Annotated in this window: 16 protein-coding genes and 4 tRNA genes; 11 read left to right on the forward strand and 9 right to left on the reverse strand. The window is 70.2% G+C overall.

Annotated features, from left to right (window positions below; all coding sequences use genetic code 11):
* Positions 1-17: 17 nt before the first annotated feature.
* From ACYQ8Q_RS22405 to ACYQ8Q_RS22420, 4 genes are all read right to left on the reverse strand, one after another.
* Positions 18-1,541 carry an amino acid permease gene (locus ACYQ8Q_RS22405; RefSeq protein ID WP_460067420.1) on the reverse strand — a complete coding sequence of 508 codons (1,524 nt, stop codon included), beginning with the start codon at positions 1,539-1,541 and terminating at the stop codon, positions 18-20.
* 139 nt (positions 1,542-1,680) lie between these two features.
* Positions 1,681-4,014 carry a DEAD/DEAH box helicase gene (locus tag ACYQ8Q_RS22410; RefSeq protein WP_460067421.1) on the reverse strand — a complete coding sequence of 778 codons (2,334 nt, stop codon included), beginning with the start codon at positions 4,012-4,014 and terminating at the stop codon, positions 1,681-1,683.
* Positions 4,015-4,280: 266 nt separating this feature from the next.
* Positions 4,281-4,820, reverse strand: coding sequence for a hypothetical protein (locus tag ACYQ8Q_RS22415; protein ID WP_460067422.1), 540 nt, complete (start codon positions 4,818-4,820; stop codon positions 4,281-4,283).
* A gap of 101 nt (positions 4,821-4,921) precedes the next feature.
* Positions 4,922-5,272, reverse strand: a complete 351-nt coding sequence (locus tag ACYQ8Q_RS22420) for a metallopeptidase family protein (protein ID WP_055637702.1) — start codon at positions 5,270-5,272, stop codon at positions 4,922-4,924.
* 81 nt (positions 5,273-5,353) lie between these two features.
* Here ACYQ8Q_RS22420 and ACYQ8Q_RS22425 point away from each other — a divergent pair, with 81 nt between their 5' ends.
* The 8 genes from ACYQ8Q_RS22425 to ACYQ8Q_RS22460 all read left to right on the forward strand — a co-directional run bounded on the left by ACYQ8Q_RS22425 (position 5,354) and on the right by ACYQ8Q_RS22460 (position 12,288).
* On the forward strand, positions 5,354-6,880 hold the full coding sequence (locus ACYQ8Q_RS22425; protein WP_460067423.1) for a metallophosphoesterase family protein: 1,527 nt from the start codon (positions 5,354-5,356) through the stop codon (positions 6,878-6,880).
* Positions 6,881-6,960: 80 nt separating this feature from the next.
* Positions 6,961-7,033 (forward strand) — tRNA-Glu (locus tag ACYQ8Q_RS22430).
* A 38-nt stretch (positions 7,034-7,071) separates the two neighbouring features.
* A tRNA-Asp gene (locus ACYQ8Q_RS22435) sits at positions 7,072-7,146 on the forward strand.
* Positions 7,147-7,170: 24 nt separating this feature from the next.
* Positions 7,171-7,244, forward strand: a tRNA-Phe gene (locus ACYQ8Q_RS22440).
* A gap of 130 nt (positions 7,245-7,374) precedes the next feature.
* Complete coding sequence (locus tag ACYQ8Q_RS22445) at positions 7,375-7,734, forward strand: hypothetical protein (protein WP_460067424.1); 360 nt, start codon at positions 7,375-7,377, stop codon at positions 7,732-7,734.
* A 75-nt stretch (positions 7,735-7,809) separates the two neighbouring features.
* The gene (hrpA, locus tag ACYQ8Q_RS22450) at positions 7,810-11,754 is read left to right on the forward strand and encodes an ATP-dependent RNA helicase HrpA (RefSeq protein ID WP_460067425.1); all 3,945 of its coding nucleotides are present in this window, start codon (positions 7,810-7,812) and stop codon (positions 11,752-11,754) included.
* A gap of 94 nt (positions 11,755-11,848) precedes the next feature.
* Positions 11,849-11,923: transfer RNA gene (locus ACYQ8Q_RS22455), tRNA-Asp, on the forward strand.
* 161 nt (positions 11,924-12,084) lie between these two features.
* Positions 12,085-12,288: a DUF6274 family protein gene (locus ACYQ8Q_RS22460; RefSeq protein WP_460067427.1), complete on the forward strand. Its 204-nt coding sequence runs from the start codon at positions 12,085-12,087 to the stop codon at positions 12,286-12,288.
* A gap of 469 nt (positions 12,289-12,757) precedes the next feature.
* Here ACYQ8Q_RS22460 and bldC read toward each other — a convergent pair whose 3' ends face one another.
* Positions 12,758-12,964, reverse strand: coding sequence for a developmental transcriptional regulator BldC (gene bldC / locus ACYQ8Q_RS22465; protein WP_003949541.1), 207 nt, complete (start codon positions 12,962-12,964; stop codon positions 12,758-12,760).
* 596 nt (positions 12,965-13,560) lie between these two features.
* Positions 13,561-14,403 (reverse strand): hypothetical protein, encoded by an 843-nt coding sequence (locus tag ACYQ8Q_RS22470; protein ID WP_460067428.1) that lies wholly within the window; start codon positions 14,401-14,403, stop codon positions 13,561-13,563.
* Positions 14,404-14,646: 243 nt separating this feature from the next.
* Here ACYQ8Q_RS22470 and ACYQ8Q_RS22475 point away from each other — a divergent pair, with 243 nt between their 5' ends.
* Positions 14,647-15,741 carry a Leu/Phe/Val dehydrogenase gene (locus ACYQ8Q_RS22475; protein WP_460067429.1) on the forward strand — a complete coding sequence of 365 codons (1,095 nt, stop codon included), beginning with the start codon at positions 14,647-14,649 and terminating at the stop codon, positions 15,739-15,741.
* 311 nt (positions 15,742-16,052) lie between these two features.
* Positions 16,053-16,310 carry a DUF3073 domain-containing protein gene (locus ACYQ8Q_RS22480; protein WP_359281689.1) on the forward strand — a complete coding sequence of 86 codons (258 nt, stop codon included), beginning with the start codon at positions 16,053-16,055 and terminating at the stop codon, positions 16,308-16,310.
* 105 nt (positions 16,311-16,415) lie between these two features.
* On the opposite strand, the gene purM is transcribed toward ACYQ8Q_RS22480, so the two are convergent.
* The 3 genes from purM to ACYQ8Q_RS22495 all read right to left on the reverse strand — a co-directional run bounded on the left by purM (position 16,416) and on the right by ACYQ8Q_RS22495 (position 20,066).
* The gene (gene purM, locus ACYQ8Q_RS22485) at positions 16,416-17,486 is read right to left on the reverse strand and encodes a phosphoribosylformylglycinamidine cyclo-ligase (RefSeq protein ID WP_460067430.1); all 1,071 of its coding nucleotides are present in this window, start codon (positions 17,484-17,486) and stop codon (positions 16,416-16,418) included.
* Between the two features lie 34 nt (positions 17,487-17,520).
* Complete coding sequence (purF, locus tag ACYQ8Q_RS22490) at positions 17,521-19,047, reverse strand: amidophosphoribosyltransferase (protein ID WP_460067431.1); 1,527 nt, start codon at positions 19,045-19,047, stop codon at positions 17,521-17,523.
* Between the two features lie 221 nt (positions 19,048-19,268).
* Positions 19,269-20,066, reverse strand: coding sequence for a maleylpyruvate isomerase family mycothiol-dependent enzyme (locus tag ACYQ8Q_RS22495; protein WP_460067432.1), 798 nt, complete (start codon positions 20,064-20,066; stop codon positions 19,269-19,271).
* Between the two features lie 20 nt (positions 20,067-20,086).
* Between ACYQ8Q_RS22495 and ACYQ8Q_RS22500 the strand changes: the two genes are divergently transcribed.
* Positions 20,087-21,001: an MFS transporter gene (locus ACYQ8Q_RS22500; protein ID WP_460067434.1), complete on the forward strand. Its 915-nt coding sequence runs from the start codon at positions 20,087-20,089 to the stop codon at positions 20,999-21,001.
* Positions 21,002-21,015: the final 14 nt, after the last annotated feature.

Here is a 21,015-nt window from a genome sequence, read left to right on the forward strand (position 1 = left end):
CGGTGAGGATCAGCCGGTCAGGGGGTCTTTCCGGCCCGGGCCGCCTCGCGCGCGGCGGTCCGTTCATGGTCGGGGTTGAGGAACCAGGTGCGGGCCGAGGCCAGCCACCACCCGCCCGCGAAACCGAGGACGACCAGGACGGCGACCGGGGCGTAGTTGAAGTTCTCCCAGGTGACCGGGGCGACCTGCGGCAGCATGAACAGCACGGTGATCACCGCGACCCACCCCACCGACACCACGCCGATCGCCTGCGACCAGCGGCCCAGATGCCATGGACCCCGCTCGAAGGCCGCGCCCTTGCGGACCCTCAGCAGCGTCGGGATGACGTAGGCGATGTACAGGCCGATCACCGCGATGGAGGTGACCGCCGCGTAGGCCGTGACGTTGATCAGGTACGGCAGGCCGAGGACCAGCGCGCCGCCCGCCGCCAGCCAGACCGCCGCCACCGGGGTCCGGGTGCGCGGGCTGACCGTGTGCCAGACGTGCGACCAGGGCAGCGCGCCGTCCCTCGAAAAGGCGTAGATCATGCGGCTGTTGGCGGTCACGGAGGCCATTCCGCAGAAGAGCTGGGCGCCGATCACCACCAGGAGCAGCAGCTTGCCCGCCGTGGCGCCGAGCGCGTCGAGGAGGATCTGGGCGGGCGGTGCGCCGGTCGGGGAGTCGAGGGCGCCGTCGTAGGACTGGATGGCGAAGGTGAAGCCGAGCAGCAGGACGAAGCCGGCGATCCAGGAGGTCCAGATCGACTGGACGATGCCCTTGGGGCCCGCCGTGGCGGCGTCGTGCGTCTCCTCGGTCATATGGGCGGAGGCGTCGTAGCCGGTGAAGGTGTACTGGGCCATCAGGAGGCCCAGCAGCACCACGTAGACGCCGCTGCCCCAGCCCGTGTTGTTGACGAACTCGCCGAACACGAAGGACGCGGACTGGTGGTGGTCCGGTACGAAGGCCAGGGCGCCCACGATCACGGCGACGCCGAGTACGTGCCACCACACGCTGACGCTGTTCAGCAGCGCGACGATCCGCACGCCGAAGGTGTTCAGCAGACCGTGCAGCAGGAGGATCCCGGCGAACAGCAGGACCGTGCGGCCCGGCGTCACCTCGAAGCCGAACTCGAGGTTGAGGTACGCCCCGAGGAAGGACGCCGCGCCGAAGTCGATGCCCGCGGTCACCGCGACCTGGCCCAGCACGTTGAACCAGCCCGTGAACCAGGCCCACGCGGCCGCCGTGCGCGGCGGGGCGAGGCGGTGGGCCCAGAAGTACAGGCCCGCGGAGGTGGGGTACGCCGAACAGATCTCGGCCATCGACAGACCCACGAAGAGGGTCATGAGGCCCACGGCCACCCAGCCCCAGGTGATCACCGCGGGGCCGCCGGTGTTCATCCCGAAGAGGTAGAGGGTCAGACAGCCGGAGAGGACCGAGATGATCGTGAAGGAGACCGCGTAGTTGGAGAACGCCGACATACGGCGGGCGAGAACCTGCGTGTAACCGAGCTGGGCCAGCCGCTCCTCGTCCGAGAGGCCGCTCCCTGTGCCTTCATCTGTCATGCCCCCAGCAATGCCCGCACGGAGGCCGTGACACACGTCACAACCTGGCCGAAAAGTGCGGTCGGTGGCCGGGATGCCGAAAGGGCCCGTACGACGGGGAGTCGTACGGGCCCTTCGGTCAGCCGGTCACCGGCCGGTGTCAGCCGTTGCGCTTCCAGCGCGGCTTGTCGTCACGGCGGCCGAAGGAGCCGCCGCCGAAGGAGCCGCTGCCGCGGTGGTCACCGCGGTGGTCGTCACGGCGGCCGAACGGGCGGTCGTGGCCGCCGGAGCGGAAGCCCGGGCGGTCGTCGCGGCGGTCACGGTTGAACGGGCGGTCGCTGCCACGGTGACCGGCACGGTCGTCACGGCGGAAGCCGCCACGGTCGTCGCGGCGCTCGAAGGAACGGCCGCCGCGGTCGTCACGGTCGCGGTTGTCGCGGTTGTCGCGGTTGTCGCGGTTGAAGCCGCCACCACGGTTGTCGCGGTTGTCCCGGTCGTCACGGCGGAAGCCGCCACGGTCGTCACGGCGCTCGAAGGAACGGCCGCCCCGGTCGTCACGGTTGTCGCGGTTGAAGCCACGGTTGTCGCGGTCGCGGTTGAAGCCACGGTCGCCACGGTTGTCGCGGTCGTCACGGCGGACGCCACCGCGGTCGTCACGACGCTCGAAGGAACGACCGCCACGGTCGTCACGGCGCTCGAAGGAACGGCCACCCCGGTCGTCACGGTTGTCGCGGTTGAAGCCACCGCGGTCGTCACGACGCTCGAAGGTACGACCGCCACGGTCGTCACGGCGCTCGAAGGAACGGCCGCCCCGGTCGTCACGGCGCTCACGGCGCTCGTACGACGGCGTGGACGGCGTGCGCTCCTCGCGCGCGACCCGGTCGATGTCACGCGCGGCCGGCTGCTCGGGGACGGAGGCCGCCTCGACCGCCGCCTGCACCTCGGCCTCGGCCTGCTCCTGCGCCTCGGCCACCGCCGCCTCGGGGTCCTCGCCGCGCTCACGGGCGACGCGGGCGACCAGGCGGTCCGCCTCCTCGCGCAGCTCGCTCGCACGGCGCTGCGCACGCTCCAGCTGCTTGGTGAGGTGGGCGACCTCGCGCTCGGCCTGCTGGGCCGCGTTGCCCGCGGACTCCGCCTGGACCTCGGTCATCGAGCGGGCGCCGGTGATCTCGGCGACCTCCGGGTCGAAGGCGGCGCCGCCCTGGATGATGTGGCGCGCGGCGTCGACGCCCGCGTCCTCCATCAGCCGGAAGATCTGCCGGCGCTGGTGCGGCAGGGAGAGGGAGACGACCGTGCCCGTGCGCCCGGCGCGCGCCGTACGGCCGGCCCGGTGCAGGTAGTCCTTGTGGTCGCCGGCCGGGTCGACGTTGAGGACCAGGTCGATGCCGTCGACGTGGATGCCGCGGGCGGCGACGTCGGTCGCGACCAGGACGTTGACGTAGCCGTCCTTGAAGTCGGCGAGGGTCCGGGTCCGCGCGCCCTGCGTCATGCCGCCGTGCAGCGCGTCCGCCTTCACGCCCGCCTCGCGCAGCTGCTCGGCGACGCGGTCGGCGCCCAGCTGGGTGCGGACGAAGATGATGGTGCGGCCCTTGCGGGAGGCGATCGCGGCGGTGACCGGCGCCTTGTCCTTGGGCTTCACGATCAGGATGTGGTGGGACATGGTCGTGACGGCGCCCTGGGCGGCGTCGACCTCGTGGCTGACCGGCTTGTTCAGGTAGCGGTCGACGAGGGTCTTGATCTCGTTCTCCATGGTCGCGGAGAAGAGCATGCGCTGGCCGCCGGCCGGCACCTGGTCGAGCAGCTCCGTCACCTCGGGCAGGAAGCCCAGGTCGGACATCTGGTCGGCCTCGTCGAGAACGGCGATCTGCACGTCCTCCAGGGAGCAGGCGCCGCGGTTGATGATGTCGCGCAGTCGGCCCGGGGTGGCGACGAGGATGTCGACGCCGCGCTCGAGGGCGTAGATCTGGTTGCCCATCGACGTACCGCCGCAGACGACCTTCATCTTCAGGCCGAGGACGTCGCCGTACGGCTGGAGCGCGTCGGCGACCTGCATCGCCAGCTCACGGGTGGGGGTGAGGATGACGGCGCGGGGCTTGTGCTTCTGGGTGTGACCGCCGGCCAGCGTGGCCAGGGTCGGCAGACCGAAGGAGAGGGTCTTGCCGGAGCCGGTGCGGCCACGGCCGAGGATGTCCTTGCCGACCAGGGCGTCCGGGATGGTCGCGGCCTGGATCGGGAAGGGGACCGTCACACCGTTCTGCGCGAGCTTGCGCACGACGCCCTCGGGCAGGCCCAGGTCGGCGAAGGTGATCTCGGGGGTCTCGTCGGCCTCGTCGGCCTCGTCGGCCACCTCGACGATGTCGACGATCTCGTCGTCGACATCGTCGAACTCGACGTCACCGATGTTCTCGAGCGCCTCGTTCTCGACGGCCTGGGAGGCCTCGGCGGCCTGGGTGTCCTCGGGCAGGACAGCGTGATCGGTACTGGAAATGGACATGCGTAAGCGAAACCTTCCGGAGTCTCGTCGGCACGCGCCCGTCAACTCCGTGTTCGCATTACGACCGCCTCAATGCGGTCCGCCACGGCAAGGGAGAGTACGCGCCACACGGCGCGCTCTGCGGTGGCGCCGGGCAAATGGGATCAAACGATCTACCACCATACGCACCCTGCCCCACCGAAGGCAAATCAAGCCCCCGGAACACCGGGGAGACCCTCATCACGTCCCCCGGCGGCCCGGGGCGGTGCCCCGGGCGCGGCCGGGGGCTACACCGGCGCCCCCGCCTCCGGTGCCGGCTCCCGCTGGATCAGCTGGGCGGCCGCTCCGCCACCGGTCTCCTCGTGCGCGGAGGACGAGGGTTCCGCGACCGTCGGGTCCGGCGCCGGGGACGGCGGCTCGGGGGAGGGCGCCGGCGGCTCCGGGGCGGCCGAGCCGGGCGCCGTCGGCTGCTCGTCCGTCGGCGCCGGCTCGCCCGGCTGCACCGTCCGCCCCGGCATGGCCGGTCCCGCCGACGCCGACGCGCTTGCACCGGCGGACGGCGAGGCGGTCGCGGAGGCGGAGGCGCTCGCCCCGTGTTCGCCCCGGCCCTTCCCGTGCCCGTGCTTGCCGTCCCCGCCGGCGGCGCCCAGGTAACCGCCGCCCACCCCCGCCGGACCCCCGTCGCGCTCCGCACCGCCGTTCCGCCCCGCCGAGTGCGACGGCTTGACCGGGCCCTCGGCGTCGTTGCCCACGCTCATGCAGCCTGCGGCGGCGGTCACGGCCAGGACGGTGGCGGCCAGACGAACGGGTACGTACTTGGGGCGCACGGGGCCACCTCCGGTGCAGGCGCAAAATGAGTCACCTCACCAACTCCCGCCGCCCGCAGGAGGACACGCGCCCCGTTCACGAAGGGCGCCGGCCGCGGCCGTCAGCCGTAGCCGAGGGCGTGCAGCCGTGCGTCGTCGATGCCGAAGTGGTGGGCGATCTCGTGCACCACCGTCACCTCGGTCTCCGCGACGACCTCCTCCCGGGTCGCGCACATCCGCAGCGTCGGACCCCGGTAGATCGTGATCCGGTCGGGCAGCACCCCCGCGTACCACTCCCCGCGATCCGTCAGCGGGGTCCCCTCGTACAACCCGAGCAGCTCGGGATCGTCCGCCGGCGGCTCGTCCTCGACGAACACCGCGACGTTGTCCATCAGCCGCGTCAACTCCGGCGGAATCCGGTCCAGCGCCTCGGCGACCAGTTCCTCGAACTCCTCGCGCGTCATCTCCAGCACAGCCCCATTGTCGGGTACGCCCCCCTGGCGGGAGGAGAACCCGACCGCATACCCGGACGCACACCCGGGCATACGGCACCAATGGCTCGCGTCCGTGTCCGTGTCCCCCGTACGCCTCCCGCCCCGTCCGCCCCCGCCCTCGAACTCGCGCCCCGCCCGCGCCCCTGGTCCCGCGTCCTCGGTCTGGTCGCGGTCGTCCTGCTGGGCGCCTGGCTGGGCCTGCTGGTCGTCGGGAACGTACGCGTACCGGTCGGCCCCATGAACACGACGATGACCCTGCGCCCCTCCCTCACCGGCGGCACCAAGATCAACGTCTCTCCGCTGGGCGCCCTCACGCTGGACAGCCACACCGCCCCGGTCCGCCTCGACGTCAACGTCGACCAGCTCGACCCCGCCCGCTCGCAAGCCCTCGTCGACCACCCCGAGCGGCTCTCCGGCCTCCAGGACGAGGTCGCCCACGACGTCGAGCACGGCACCCTCGACCTCGCCGTACGCTCCTGCGCCGCCGTCGTCATCGGCGCCACCGCCCTCGGGCTCGTCGTCTACCGCCGCCCGCGCCGCGCCCTCGCCGCCGGCGGCCTCGCCCTGGCTCTCCTCACCACCTGCGGCGCCACCGCGTACGCCACCTGGAACCCCAAGTCGGTCCTCGAACCCCGCTTCTCCGGCCTGCTCTCCTCCGCGCCCTCGCTCGTCGGCAACGCCCGCAGCATCGTCACCGAGTTCGACGTCTACCAGCAGGAGCTGGCCCGCCTGGTGACGAACGTGACCAAGCTCTACGACGTCACCTCGACGCTTCCGGCCTACCAGCCCGACCCCACCACGGTCCGCGTCCTGCACGTCTCCGACATCCATCTCAACCCCGCGAGCTGGAAGATCATCGCCTCGCTGGTGGAGCAGTACAAGGTGAACGTGATCGTCGACTCCGGCGACACCATGGACCACGGCACCTCCGCCGAGAACGGCTTCCTCGACCCCGTCGCCGACCTGGGCGCGCCGTACGTCTGGGTGCGCGGCAACCACGACTCCCGCGTCACCCAGAGCTACCTGGACCGCATCAGGAACGTGCACGTCCTCGACGACGGCCGCGCCGAGACCATCGCCGGGCTGCGCTTCGCGGGGATGGGCGACCCCCAGTTCACCCCCGACCGCTCCTCGGTGCCGGGCGCCGGGGCGTCCCAGGAGGAGGCGGGCGACCGCCTGGCGCGGGCGCTGCGCGCCGAGACGGTCGCCGGCACCCCGGTCGACGTGGCCGTCGTCCACGAGCCCTCCGCCGCCCGCCGCACCGACGGCACGGTCCCGCTGGTTCTCTCCGGCCACCTCCACCACGAGCAGACGGAGGTCATGGAGAACGGCACCCGGCTGCGCGTGGAGGGCTCGACGGGCGGCAGCGGCCTGCGGGCCGTCGAGGGCGAGTACCCCGACCCCATCGAGGCGTCGATCCTCTACTTCGACCGCGACACCAAGCGCCTCCAGGCCTGGGACGAGATCAAACTGGGCGGCCTGGGCCTGACGACGGCAGAAGTCAGCCGCCACCTCCCCAAGGAGAACCAGCCCGGCGCCTCCCCCACCCCGCCCTCGTCCCCGCCCCCTTCCAGCCCCTCCCCGTAAACCGTTTTGGCGATCCCTCCCGCCATCCCATATGCTTCTCACGTCCCCGACGCGCTGAGAAGCGCGCAGGCGGGCCGATAGCCCTCATCGTCTAGCGGCCTAGGACGCCGCCCTTTCAAGGCGGTAGCACGGGTTCGAATCCCGTTGGGGGCACGCAACACCGTGTGCGACACTGTCGTACACAACAGCTTGGTCCTGTGGAGCAGTTTGGAGTGCTCGCCACCCTGTCAAGGTGGAGGCCGCGGGTTCAAATCCCGTCAGGACCGCTGAGGTTTCACGTGAAACCTCGTGGCTGGGTAGCTCAGTTGGTACGAGCGATCGCCTGAAAAGCGATAGGTCGCCGGTTCGACCCCGGCCCCAGCCACAACCGCTGAACAGTGGAAAGAACCCTCGTCGGGATCCTCGACGGGGGTTCTTTCGTTGCCGGGCAAACCCCTTCTCCCTATCCGGTACGTTCGTGGCCGTCGGCGTGTCATGGAGGGGGCGGGGAGCGCGTGAGCGGGAGTGTCGCACTGGAGAAGGACCGGGCGCGGTACGGACTGATGGCGGTGATCGTCAGCAATCTCGCGGTCGCCGGAATCGCCGTCTTCGGGGTCTGGCGGCTGGACGGGGACCGCTCGGTGATCATCGGGGTGCTCACCGCCGCCTTCACGGCCGTGAGCAGCACGACCACCGCGTACCTGGGCATCAAGGCCGTGTCCAACACGGCGAAGTCCATCGCCCTCGCGGAACCCCAGCGCCGCGCCGAGGCCGCGGCCCTCGCCGCCGCAGCAGCAGCAGCGGCCCCGGCGACACCGCCGGCCTCCCCCGCCGAACCGGCTCCCGTCCCGCCCCCGGCGCCGCGCAGCCCCTGACCCGTGGGGGCGCCGCGTCCCCTCGGGCAAAAGGGTTCGCCACGTATTTGGCCGGGATGAGATCCTGGACCGCGTATGTCTACGCATCCCGCCCCCGCCCTCGGCGCCCTCGCCCCCCGCCTGGCCGAGCTGTCCCTGCGCGACGCGCACCGGCTCGGGCGCCGGCTCGAAGGCGCGCGCAAGATCCGCAAGCCGGAGGCCCGTGCCGCCGTCCTCGCCGAGATCGAGGCCGAGGTCGCACAGGTCGAGGAGCGGATGTCCCTCCGGCGCGACCGCGTCCCGGCCGTCACGTATCCCGAACAGCTCCCGGTCAGCCAGAAGAAGGACGAGATCGCGGCCGCCATCCGTGATCACCAGGTCGTCATCGTCGCCGGTGAGACCGGGTCCGGAAAGACGACCCAGATCCCGAAGATCTGCCTGGAGCTGGGGCGGGGGGTGCGCGGGATGATCGGGCACACCCAGCCCCGTCGTATCGCCGCCCGCACCGTCGCCGAGCGCGTCGCCGAGGAGCTGCGGACGCCGCTCGGTGAGGCCGTCGGCTGGAAGGTCCGCTTCACCGACCAGGTGAACCCGGACGCCACCTTCGTGAAGCTGATGACGGACGGCATCCTGCTCGCCGAGATCCAGACGGACCGCGAGCTGCGCGCCTACGACACGATCATCATCGACGAGGCCCACGAGCGGTCCCTGAACATCGACTTCCTGCTGGGGTACCTGGCGCAGCTGCTGCCGCGGCGGCCCGATCTGAAGGTCGTCATCACCTCGGCGACCATCGACCCGGAGCGCTTCTCCCGGCACTTCGGCGACGCCCCGATCGTCGAGGTCAGCGGACGGACGTATCCGGTCGAGGTGCGCTACCGGCCCCTTTTGGAGGAGGAGTCCGAGGACGCCGACCGGGACCAGATCACCGCGATCTGCGACGCCGTGGAGGAACTCCAGGCCGAAGGCCGGGGCGACATCCTCGTCTTCCTCTCCGGGGAGCGCGAGATCCGGGACACGGCGGACGCCCTGGAGAAGAAGCAGTACCGGTTCACCGAGGTGCTGCCGCTGTACGCCCGCCTCTCGCACGCCGAGCAGCACCGCGTCTTCCAGCCGCACACCGGCCGCAGGATCGTTCTGGCGACCAACGTCGCCGAGACCTCCCTCACCGTCCCGGGCATCAAGTACGTCATCGATCCCGGCTTCGCCCGGATCAGCCGCTACAGCCACCGCACCAAGGTGCAGCGCCTGCCCATCGAGCCGATCAGCCAGGCCAGCGCCAACCAGCGCAAGGGCCGCTGCGGACGCACCAGCGACGGCATCTGCGTCCGCCTCTACACCGAGGACGACTTCCACGCCCGCCCGGAGTTCACGGACGCCGAGATCCTCCGGACGAACCTCGCCTCCGTCATCCTCCAGATGACCGCGGCCGGCCTCGGCGACATCGAGAAGTTCCCCTTCATCGACCCGCCGGACCACCGCAACATCCGTGACGGTGTCCAGCTGCTCCAGGAGCTGAACGCGCTCGACCCGGCCCAGAAGGACCCGCGCAACCGGCTGACGCAGACCGGCCGGAAGCTGGCCCAGCTCCCCGTCGACCCGCGCCTGGCCCGGATGGTCCTGGAGGCCGAGAAGAACGGCTGTGTCCGCGAGGTCATGGTGATAGCCGCCGCGCTGTCCATCCAGGACCCGCGCGAGCGCCCGGCCGACAAGCAGACCCAGGCCGACCAGCAGCACGCCCGCTTCAAGGACGAGACCAGCGACTTCCTGGCATACCTCAATCTGTGGCGGTACGTCCGTGAGCAGCAGCGCGAGCGCGGCTCGTCGTCCTTCCGCCGGATGTGCAAGCAGGAGTACCTGAACTTCCTGCGCATCCGCGAGTGGCAGGACATCTATACACAGCTGCGAACGGTCGCCAAGCAGATGGGCATCCCGCTCAACGAGCAGGACGCCTCGGGCGACAGCATCCATGTCTCCCTCCTCGCGGGCCTCCTCTCCCACATCGGGATGAAGGACGTGAAGGACGGCGCCAAGAACGAGTACCTGGGCGCGCGCAGCGCCAAGTTCGCGATCTTCCCCGGTTCGGCGCTGTTCAAGAAGACACCCCGGTTCGTGATGTCGGCCGAGCTGGTCGAGACGTCCCGGCTCTGGGCACGGGTCAACGCCAGGATCGAGCCGGAGTGGGTCGAGCCGATCGCCGGGCACCTCCTGAAGCGGACGTACAGCGAGCCGCACTGGGAGAAGGACATGGCGGCCGTGATGGCGTTCGAGAAGGTCACGCTGTACGGCGTACCGATCATCGCCCAGCGGAAGGTCAACTACGGCCGGATCGACCCGGAGACGAGCCGCGAGCTTTTCATCCGCAACGCGCTCGTCGAGGGCGACTGGCGGACGCACCACAAGTTCTTCACCGACAACCGCAGGCTCCTCAGCGAGGTCGCGGAGCTGGAGAACCGGGCCCGGCGCCGCGACATCGTCGTCGACGACGAGACGCTGTTCGACTTCTACGACCAGCGGGTGCCCGAGCATGTGGTGTCCGGGGCCCACTTCGACTCCTGGTGGAAGCGCAAGCGGCACGAACAGCCCGACTTCCTGGACTTCGAGCGGGAGATGCTCATCCGGGAGTCGGCGGAGGCGGTCACCAAGGCCGACTATCCCGACTCCTGGCACCAGGGGCAGCTGAAGTTCCGGGTGACGTACCAGTTCGAGCCCGGCGCCGACGCGGACGGTGTGACGGTCCACATCCCGCTCCAGGTCCTCAACCAGGTCACGGACGACGGTTTCGACTGGCAGATCCCGGGACTGCGGGCGGAGGTCGTCACCGAACTGATCCGCTCCCTGCCCAAGCCGGTCCGCCGCAACTACGTGCCGGCGCCGAACTTCGCCCAGCGCTTCCTGGACCAGGCGGTCCCCCTCCAGGAGCCGCTCACCACCGCCATGGCCCGCGATCTCAAGCGGATGGTCGGCGTCCCCTTCGAGGCGGAGGACTTCGACTGGTCGAAGCTCCCCGACCATCTGAAGATCACCTTCCGGATCGTCGACGAGCGGCGGCGCAAGCTGGCGGAGGACAAGGATCTGGAGGCGCTGAAGCTGCGGCTGAAGCCGAAGGCGCGCCAGGCCATCTCCCAGGCGGCCGCCGCCACCGCCGTACGGCAGGGCGGTGAGTCGCTGGAGCGCAAGGGGCTGACGGACTGGTCGATCGGCTCCCTGACGCGGGTGTTCGAGACCCGCCGGGCGGGCCAGCCGGTGAAGGCGTACCCGGCCCTCGTCGACGACGGCGACACCGTCTCCGTCCGCCTCTTCGACACGGAGGCGGAGCAGGCGGAGGCGATGTGGAAGGGCACCCGACGGCTCATTCTGCGCAACATCCCGGTCAACCCTGCGAAGTTCGCGTCCGAAAAGCTCACGAACGCTCAGAAGCTCGCGCTGTCGGCCAATCCGCACGGTTCGATCCAGGCCCTGTTCGACGACTGCGCGATGGCGGCGGCGGACAAGCTGATCGCCGACCTCGGAGGGCCGGCGTGGGACGAGGAGTCGTACCGGAAGCTGTACGACAAGGTGCGCGCGGAGATCGTCGACACGACCGTGCGGACCGTCGGGCAGGTGCAGCAGGTGCTGGCGGCCTGGCAGGCCTGTGAGCGGCGGCTGAAGGGCGTGCGCAGCCCCGCGCTGCTCGCGAACCTGACGGACGTGCGCAAGCAGTTGGACGCCCTGGTGAAGCCCGGCTTCGTGACCTGGGCGGGGCTGCGCCGGCTCCCGGACCTCATGCGCTACCTGGTGGCCGCCGACCGGCGCCTTCAGCAGATGCCGACGGGGGTCCAGCGGGACACCACGCGCATGGAGAAGGTCCACGAGATGCAGGACGAGTTCGCCTGGCTCCTGGAGCAGCTGCCCCAGGGCCGGCCCGTGCCGTCCTCGGTCCTGGAGATCCGCTGGATGATCGAGGAGCTCCGGGTCAGCTATTTCGCCCATGCGCTGGGCACGGCGTACCCGGTCTCGGACAAGCGGATCGTGAAGGCGATCGACGCGGCCGCTCCGTGACGGACTGTTCACAGAGGGTGAGTTCGACCAGTGGGCTCACCCTCCTGTACAGTCCTTCTCGCAGCACAGCGCAGCACAAAGTGCCGCAAAGCCTGGTCCTGTGGAGCAGTTTGGAGTGCTCGCCACCCTGTCAAGGTGGAGGCCGCGGGTTCAAATCCCGTCAGGACCGCAGCAGAGGAAGCCCGGATCTTCGGATCCGGGCTTCTTCGCGTGTCCGGGTTACGCCCTCCCCGGGGCCGCATACCCGGTGGCTCCCTTGACGGCGTCACATTCGCTCGGTACCCCAGAACTCAGGGCACGTTCCCCGTGTGACCCTCCTGGAGGTGGCGTATGGCGGCATCGGCTAGGCACGAGACGCGGGCGTTGCTCCGCGCGCATCTGTCGGCCGCGTCGTCGTACGGGCATCTGACCCGCCACTGTCCGATCTGCCACCGCTTACTGCGGCTGGCCATGGACGGCGCTCCACCGGGCGCACAGGACCCCGCAGAGGCCCTGGAGGGCGCCCTGGAGGACGGAAGCTCCTCGACCGCGTGATCAACGTCGGTACCGCCGCGGGTAGTTGCCGCCCCTCCACTAGCGCAGGGGAACGCGCGGCAACAAGGCCACTGGCATGTGACAGGCATCACGGAATAAGTTTTGGAACCGGGCGTTCCCACCCGTCTCCTACAACTGGTCAATTTAATATGTGCAATTGCACCACTGGGGAGGAAGCCCCCGGGACACCCGCGGACCCCTGCGTCAGACGCTTCCAGGAACCCACGCACACCCTCCCCAGAGTCCGACAGGCTCGCTCACAGACCGACCTGATCCGACTACGCAGACGTCTCCGAGCGGCCTCAAGCGCACAAAAAAGATCGCGCTGGACCCGGCGGAGTCCAGCGCGATCGACGACGTTCCCGATGGGCGAGGGACCTGTTGGGGCAGGACCCACGTCGCTTGGAGCTAGGTTTCGGGCGTCCGTACAGGTTGGGGGACCTGACGTTTTGCCCGGTTATTCAGTTGTTCAGGCCTCGCTGCGCTGCTGCGGAATACCCGCCAGCAGGGCGCGGACCTCGGCCTCGCGGTAACGGCGGTGTCCGCCGAGCGTACGGATCGACGTGAGCTTGCCGGCCTTCGCCCACCGCGTGACCGTCTTCGGGTCCACGCGGAACATGGTGGCGACCTCAGCCGGGGTCAGCAGCGGCTCAGCATCAGGGGTGCGAGCGGTCATGAGCGGCCTCCTCGGGAGAACCGAACCTTCTCGGTTCTTTCCTCTAAATTCTGCACCTTGACCCGCGTTGCCCGAAATGGCGGACGCGAGTCGAGTCGGTTATAGGACGAACGGCTTGTCCTCGGCACTACAACTACACCATCTGTCCAGCCGCGTCGGCCAAACCGATGGAATTGCCCCCCAGGTGTTCATCGGCGACGGAAGCCGATGGACCATGCCATAGCGGACAGTCACGCCCCTGTGACGATCAGTCACAGGGGCGCTCAGGAGTCACCAGACCCCCCAAAGCGTGTAATGCCGAGATTCCCCCCACCATGGAGCATAAGTAGGCGGATGGAGCCCTCCCCGGACTCCTTGTCCTATTTTGGCACGAGGAGGGGCAAGCTACGCAAGGGCCGTGTACGTGCGGTCCGTCACCCTTGCGACATAAGCCCGGATCGGGGACCTACGCCCCGTCAGTTCCGTGAAGTGCGGTCGACCGTACGCCGTTCGACCCGTTTCGGCCGTGACGTAGGTCACTTTGTGAAAGCGCTGTCGCCTCTGTCACATCGTCAGATCACAGCATGCCGGATCAGACGCCCGTACGACGGGGTCCCCTAATTGGCGGAACGGCGGTCCCGGACCGCCCGCCACCGCTCGACGAGCCGCCCGTACGCCTGGCCGGCCGCCGCCCCGTCGCCCACCCGCAGCGCCTCGATGCCCTCGGCGACGTCCGCCGCCGAGTGGTCGCCCTCCAGATGCCCGGCCGCAAGCGTGTGCACCAGACCGCCGTAATCCAGTTCCACCAGCGAACGCGGATGGAACTCCTCCAGCCAGCGGCCCACGTCCAGCAGACCGTCGATGAGCGGTCCCTCGTCCAGGGACTCCTTGAGGGTGCGCAGCCCCCGGGCCGTCCGCCGCCGCGCCTGGACCATCGGTGTGCGGTACCGCAGCACGGGCGCGGACTCCCCCGTCCCCTTCTCGTACACCCGCTCCTCGTCGGAGAAGAGCACGAACCAGTCCAGCGGCACCTGCCAGGTCGCCGTGCGGATCCAGGGACGCGCGTCGGGATTGTCCTCCCGCCAGCGCTCGTAGTCCTTCGCCGCCTGGGCCCGTACGACCTCCGGAAGCACCGCCTCCAGAACCGTCCGGGGCAGTTCGTCGCCCAGCTCGGTCAGGGCCTGCCAGCCGCGCAGCCGGGTACGCCACGGGCAGATGTGCAGCACGCCGTCCATCTCGGCGACGAACGCCTCCCCGCTCTCGTGCACCGGCACAGCCACCGGCGGAGTGGGCAGCAGATCGGCCAGCGAGCGGCGCAGCTCGTCCTGGTAGGAGGGGCGGTCGGGGCGGCGGGCGTAGCGCGTCCAGTGGGTGCGCTCGGGCTCGGGGAAGGCGGCCAGCGGCTCGTACACGCGCAGGTAGGTCGCATAGGGGACGATCACCGAGGACACCTTGGGCACGCCTGCTCCCTCCCCCGCCACCCGGCCGGGAAACCTGATCGGCCCGCGCGCGGGGACACGGGAAACGCCTGCGCATCGTCGCACGGGCGTACTCCGGGAGGAGGTCATCCGCCATCCGGAAGGAGGTGATCCGTACCGGTGCGCGGTCGGCGGGCCGTGCAGGCTCTACGCTCGTCCCACAGGCCCCGCCACCCCTTGGGCGCCTGCGTCCCGCCCGCCGCCAGTTACCCAGGAGTCACCACCGTGACCGACGTAGACAACGGCGTCCTGCACACCCTGTTCCACTCGGAGCAGACGGGTCACGAGCAAGTCGTGCTCTGCCAGGACCGCAAGAGCGGCCTCAAGGCCGTCATCGCCCTCCACTCCACCGCGCTGGGCCCCGCGCTCGGCGGAACCCGGTTCTACCCCTACGCGACCGAGGCGGAGGCCGTCGCCGACGCGCTGAACCTCGCGCGCGGGATGTCGTACAAGAACGCCCTGGCCGGTCTGGACCACGGCGGCGGGAAGGCCGTGATCATCGGCAACCCCGACACGATCAAGAGCGAACAGCTCCTGCTCGCCTACGGCCGTTTCGTGGCCTCCCTCGGAGGCCGGTACGTGACGGCCTGCGATGTCGGCACCTATGTCGCCGACATGGACGTCGTGGCCCGTGAGTGCCGCTGGACCACCGGCCGCTCACCGGAGAACGGGGGCGCGGGCGACTCCTCCGTGCTGACCGCCTTCGGTGTCTACCAGGGCATGCGGGCCTCGGCCCAGCACACCTGGGGCGACCCCTCGCTGCGCGGCCGCCGAGTCGGCGTCGCCGGCGTCGGCAAGGTCGGCCACCACCTGGTGGAGCATCTGCGCGCGGAGGGCGCCGAGGTCGTCGTCACCGATGTGCGCGAGGACGCCGTACGCCGCATCCTCGACCGGCATCCCGAGGGCGTGACCGCCGTCGCCGACACCGAGGCGCTGATCAGCGCCGAGGGCCTCGACATCTACGCCCCCTGCGCGCTCGGCGGCGCGCTGAACGACACGTCGGTCCCCGTGCTCACCGCGCGGATCGTCTGCGGCGCGGCCAACAACCAGCTGGCCCACCCGGGCGTCGAGAAGGACCTCGCCGACCGCGGGATCCTCTACGCGCCGGACTACGTGGTCAACGCCGGCGGGGTCATCCAGGTCGCCGACGAACTGCACGGGTTCGACTTCGAGCGGTGCAGGGCGAAGGCGTCGAAGATCTTCGACACCACGCTCGCGATCTTCGCACGTGCGAAGGAGGACGGGATTCCGCCGGCCGCGGCGGCGGACCGGATCGCCGAGCAGCGGATGCACGAGGCGGCCCAGAAGCGCGGATGGTGAGGTTCCGGTAACGGGTCCGCCGGAGGCGCCCCGAGGGTTTGGTCGGTACCGCCGGGTGGAAAGTTAGAGAGAACTCTCACTCTTCCCGGCGGGTCGGCCGCCGATAAGTGGTTAAAATCGCCACTGACCAGCGAGGACGGGGCGTCTCACAGGTCCTGCGCACACGCGCGTGCTACGGGCGACGTACCGTACGGGCGTGGGCTCAGGTACCGTGGGAGCCCTACGACGGGCTCTCCGAGGAGAGACCGTTCTGGATCATGAACGCGTGTCAACCTGGGGCCAGCGAGCCCCGTCGTTGAGGGGGTCGAGCCATGGGGCGCGGCCGGGCCAAGGCCAAGCAAGCGAAGGTCGCCCGCCAGCTGAAGTACAACAGCGGCGGGACGGATCTCTCACGCCTGGCCGAAGAGCTGGGCGCATCGCCATCGAACATGCCGCCGAATGGCGAACCGTTCGAGGACGATGACGATGAGGAAGACGACGACCCGTACGCACGGTACGCCGATCTGTACGGGGACGACGAGGACGACGAGGACGACGATTCGTCCCACCAACATCGTCGCGGCGCTTGACCTCGCTGTGAGCATCCACCCGGTCGGTGACTTCGGTCACCGACCGGCTCTTGTGCTGTGCCCGGGACCCCGCACCTGTCGTGCACGGGGTCCCCGCAGCCGCTCTCAGGCGTAGTCGCCGACCAGTTCCGCACCGGTGGTGTGCTCGCCGCGCTCGGTGATCTCGCCGGCGACCCATGCCTCGACACCGCGGTCGGCGAGGGTGGCCAGGGCCACGTCCGCCGACTCCTGGGGCACGATCGCGATCATGCCGACGCCCATGTTCAGGGTCTTCTCCAGCTCCAGGCGCTCGACCGAGCCGGTCCTGCCGACGAGGTCGAAGATCGGGGCCGGGGTCCAGGTGGAGCGGTCGACCGTCGCGTGCAGTCCGTCGGGGATGACGCGGGCCAGGTTGGCCGCGAGTCCGCCGCCGGTGATGTGCGAGAAGGCGTGCACGTCCGTCGTGCGGGTCAGGGCCAGGCAGTCCAGCGAGTAGATCTTGGTGGGCTCCAGGAGCTCCTCGCCGAGGGTGCGGCCCAGGTCGTCGATCCGTGCGTCGAGAGCGAGGCCCGCCTGGTTCAGCAGGACGTGCCGGACCAGCGAGTACCCGTTCGAGTGAAGGCCGGAGGCCGCCATGGCGATCACGGTGTCACCCGTGCGGATACGATCCGCGCCGAGCAGCCGGTCGGCCTCCACGACGCCCGTTCCGGCCCCGGCGACGTCGAAGTCGTCCGGACCGAGCAGCCCCGGGTGTTCGGCCGTCTCACCGCCGACCAGGGCGCAGCCGGCCAGCACACAGCCCTCGGCGATGCCCTTGACGATGGCGGCGACCCGCTCGGGGTGGACCTTGCCGACACAGATGTAGTCGGTCATGAACAGCGGCTCGGCACCGCACACCACGATGTCGTCCATGACCATGGCGACCAGGTCGTGGCCGATCGTGTCGTAGACGCCGAGCTGGCGGGCGATGTCGACCTTCGTGCCGACGCCGTCCGTGGCGGAGGCGAGCAGCGGACGCTCGTAGCGCTTGAGGGCGGAGGCGTCGAAGAGGCCGGCGAAACCGCCGAGGCCGCCGAGGACCTCGGGGCGCTGCGTCTTCTTCACCCACTCCTTCATCAGCTCGACGGCGCGGTCGCCCGCTTCGATGTCGACGCCGGCAGCCGCGTAGGAAGCACCGGGAACAGCAGTCTCAGACATTGCCTGGGATCTTTCGGGTTGGTTTCTACGGGGCTTACGGGCGACGGATGGCGTCGGCCGCGGCCGTGGCTGCCGGACCGGCCGCCAGCTCGGTCTCCAGCAGCTGCTTGCCGAGCAGCTCGGGGTCCGGGAGCTCCATCGGGTACTCGCCGTCGAAGCAGGCGCGGCAGAGGTTCGGCTTGGCGATGGTGGTCGCCTCGATCATGCCGTCGATGGAGATGTACGCCAGGGAGTCGGCGCCGAGCGAGGTGCCGATCTCGTCGATGGTCATGCCGTTGGCGATCAGCTCCGCGCGTGTGGCGAAGTCGATGCCGAAGAAGCAGGGCCACTTCACGGGCGGGGAGGAGATCCGGATGTGGACCTCGGCGGCGCCGGCCTCGCGCAGCATCCGCACCAGCGCGCGCTGGGTGTTGCCGCGCACGATCGAGTCGTCGACGACGACCAGGCGCTTGCCCTTGATGACGTCCTTGAGCGGGTTCAGCTTCAGGCGGATGCCGAGCTGGCGGATCGTCTGCGAGGGCTGGATGAAGGTCCGGCCGACGTAGGCGTTCTTGACCAGGCCGCTGCCGAAGGGGATGCCCGAGGCCTCCGCGTAGCCGATGGCGGCGGGGGTGCCGGACTCCGGGGTCGCTATGACCAGATCGGCCTCGGCGGGGGCCTCCTTGGCGAGCTTGCGGCCCATCTCCACACGGGACGCGTACACGTTCCGGCCGGCGATGTCGGTGTCGGGGCGGGCGAGGTACACATACTCGAAGACACAGCCCTTGGGCTTCGCTTCCGCGAATCGAGAGGTGCGCAGGCCGTTCTCGTCGATGGCGACGAACTCGCCGGGCTCGATCTCGCGGACGAAGCTGGCGCCGCAGATGTCGAGGGCGGCGGACTCGGAGGCGACGACCCAGCCGCGCTCGAGGCGGCCGAGGACCAGCGGGCGGATGCCCTGGGGGTCACGGCCGGCGTAGAGGGTGTGCTCGTCCATGAAGACGAGACTGAAGGCGCCCTTGACCTGCGGAAGGACCTGATGGGCCGCCTCCTCGATGGTCAGCGGTTTGCCCTCCGCGTCGACCTGGGCCGCGAGCAGAGCGGTGAGCAGGTCGGTGTCGTTGGTCGCCGCGACGCGCGGGGTGCGGCCTTCCTGCTTGGGCAGGTCGGCGACCATCTCGGCGAGCTGGGCGGTGTTGACGAGGTTGCCGTTGTGGCCGAGCGCGATCGAGCCGTGCGCGGTGGCGCGGAACGTCGGCTGGGCGTTTTCCCACACGGAGGCACCGGTGGTCGAGTAGCGGGCGTGTCCGACCGCGATGTGACCCTGGAGCGAACCGAGCGAGGTCTCGTCGAAGACCTGGGAGACGAGGCCCATGTCCTTGAAGACGAGGATCTGGGAGCCGTTGCTGACCGCGATACCCGCGGATTCCTGGCCCCGATGCTGGAGGGCGTAGAGCCCGAAGTACGTGAGCTTTGCGACCTCTTCGCCTGGAGCCCAGACACCGAAGACGCCACAAGCGTCCTGGGGGCCCTTCTCGCCGGGAAGCAGATCGTGATTGAGTCGACCGTCACCACGTGGCACGCCACCGAGTGTAGGCGAGATCGACCACTGGTCCGAATTGGCGATACCTGCCGGTAACTGGATCTTCGTTGGTCCGATCCATCGATGATCGACTTGTTTACGCAGGTCAGACACGCTATACGGCCATCATGTGACAGCCTGTGACGCAACCCGGACGGGCCCGTGCGGTCGCGTTCCGTATGCACGAGTGAGGTGTCGCACACCATTCTGCGTGGGCCGGGTCAGGACATCAGCGGCAGGAGCGCTCCCAGATCGGCCCGCTCGCCGCTCGCGCTCACCTTCGCCGCGTCCATCACCTCGGCCCAGGTCTGCCGTCCGGTCGCCAGCCTGACCCAGGTCAGGGGGTCGGTCTCGACGACGTTCGGCGGGGTGCCACGGGTGTGCCGCGGGCCCTCGACGCACTGCACGACGGCGTACGGCGGGACGCGCACCTCCGTCGCGCCCCCGGGCGCCTTGACGGCGAGCGCGTCCGCGAGGAGCCGGGTGGTGGCGGCGAGGGCCTGACGGTCCAGGGGGACGGCGAGGCCCGGCACGGCGGCGTTGAGGTCGTCCGTGTGGACGACCAGCTCGACGGCGCGGGTGACGAGGTAGTCGGCGAGCGGCAGCGCACCCGCGTTGGTCTGGAGCAGCCGGGTCCCGGGGTGGGTGTCGAGCTGCTCGACGAGGTCGCGCTCCACGGCGGCGAGGTAGCCGTCGAGGTCGGGGTGTTCCCCGGTGAGCCGCCGGGTGAAGTCATCGATGGCCGCGGAACTGGCGGAGGTCGCGAACGGCCAGTCGAGCAGCACGGCGTCCTGCTTCGGCGGCTCCGGCAGGGCGAGCGCGCGCCCGATGGCGGTGAGGGCCATCCCGATGTGCGCCACCAGCTCCCGCACCCGCCACTCACCGAGCCGCGTCGGCGACGCGAGCTGCTCGGGCGTAAGCCCGGCGACACCCTCCCGCACCTTCCCGAACTGCACGAGCACCGCCGCCCGGGTCTTGACGGGGTCGTAGGTCCGAGTGCGCTTCTTGGCCGCAGGCATGGCGGTGAGCCTAGCCGTCGGTGAACGGATGCCCGGCGGGATCAGGGCTTGCGGGCGAAGTCGCGCAGGCCGCCCTCGCGGCCCTCGCCGCGGCCTTCTCCGCCGCGCTGCTGCTGGTCACCGAATGGGGCGGCAAGCAGTACGCGTGGTCCTCACCGCGGATCGTCGCGCTGACCCTGGCCGCACTGGCCGCCCTCGGCCTGTTCCTGCGGCGCCGGGTCACCGCCGCCGAGCCGATCCTGCCGCTGTCGCTGTTCCGGGTGCCGGAGCTGCGCCTGGGCTTCGCGATCCAGGGGCTGCTGGGCGCTGCCATGGTGGGCGCGATGTACTACGTGATGGTGTATCTGCAGGTGGCGCGGGGCGTCGCCAGCTCCTCGGCGGGGCTGTACCTCATCCCCATGGCGATCGGCATGACGGCGGTCGGGGTCGTCTCCGCCAAGCTCGCCGAGCGGGGGCTGCCCGAGCGGACCTTCGCCATCGCGGGCTCGGCGATCGCCACCACGGCGTTCCTGCTGCTGTCCGCCCTCGGCGCCCACACCGGCCTGTGGCTGCTGCGCGCCGAACTCCTGCTGGTCGGCATGGCCTTCGGACTGCTCCTCGGCCAGCTCATCGAGCTCGTCCAGGAAGCGGCCCCGCGCCACCAGCTCGGCGTCGCGACCACCGCCGTCCGCTTCTTCCAGACCCTGGGGACAGCCCTCGGCGCGGCCCTCTTCGCCACGCTCATATCCCGGCTGTACGACGGTCCCGGCCCCCTCGCCTCCCTGTCGGGCGCGGCTCGCTCGGCGGGCATCGCGTCGTACGTCTCCGCAATGGACTCGGTGTTCCTGTGCGGGGCGGCCGTCATGGCCCTGTGCCTGGTCCTCGCCCTGCGGCTGCCCCGGCCCCGCCCTGCCGGGGGCTCCCCGGAGCCGGCACGGGAACCCGTGGCGGTGTAGCGCCGGGCGGTGGG

It is taken from the genome of Streptomyces sp. YKOK-I1 (assembly GCF_054660435.1).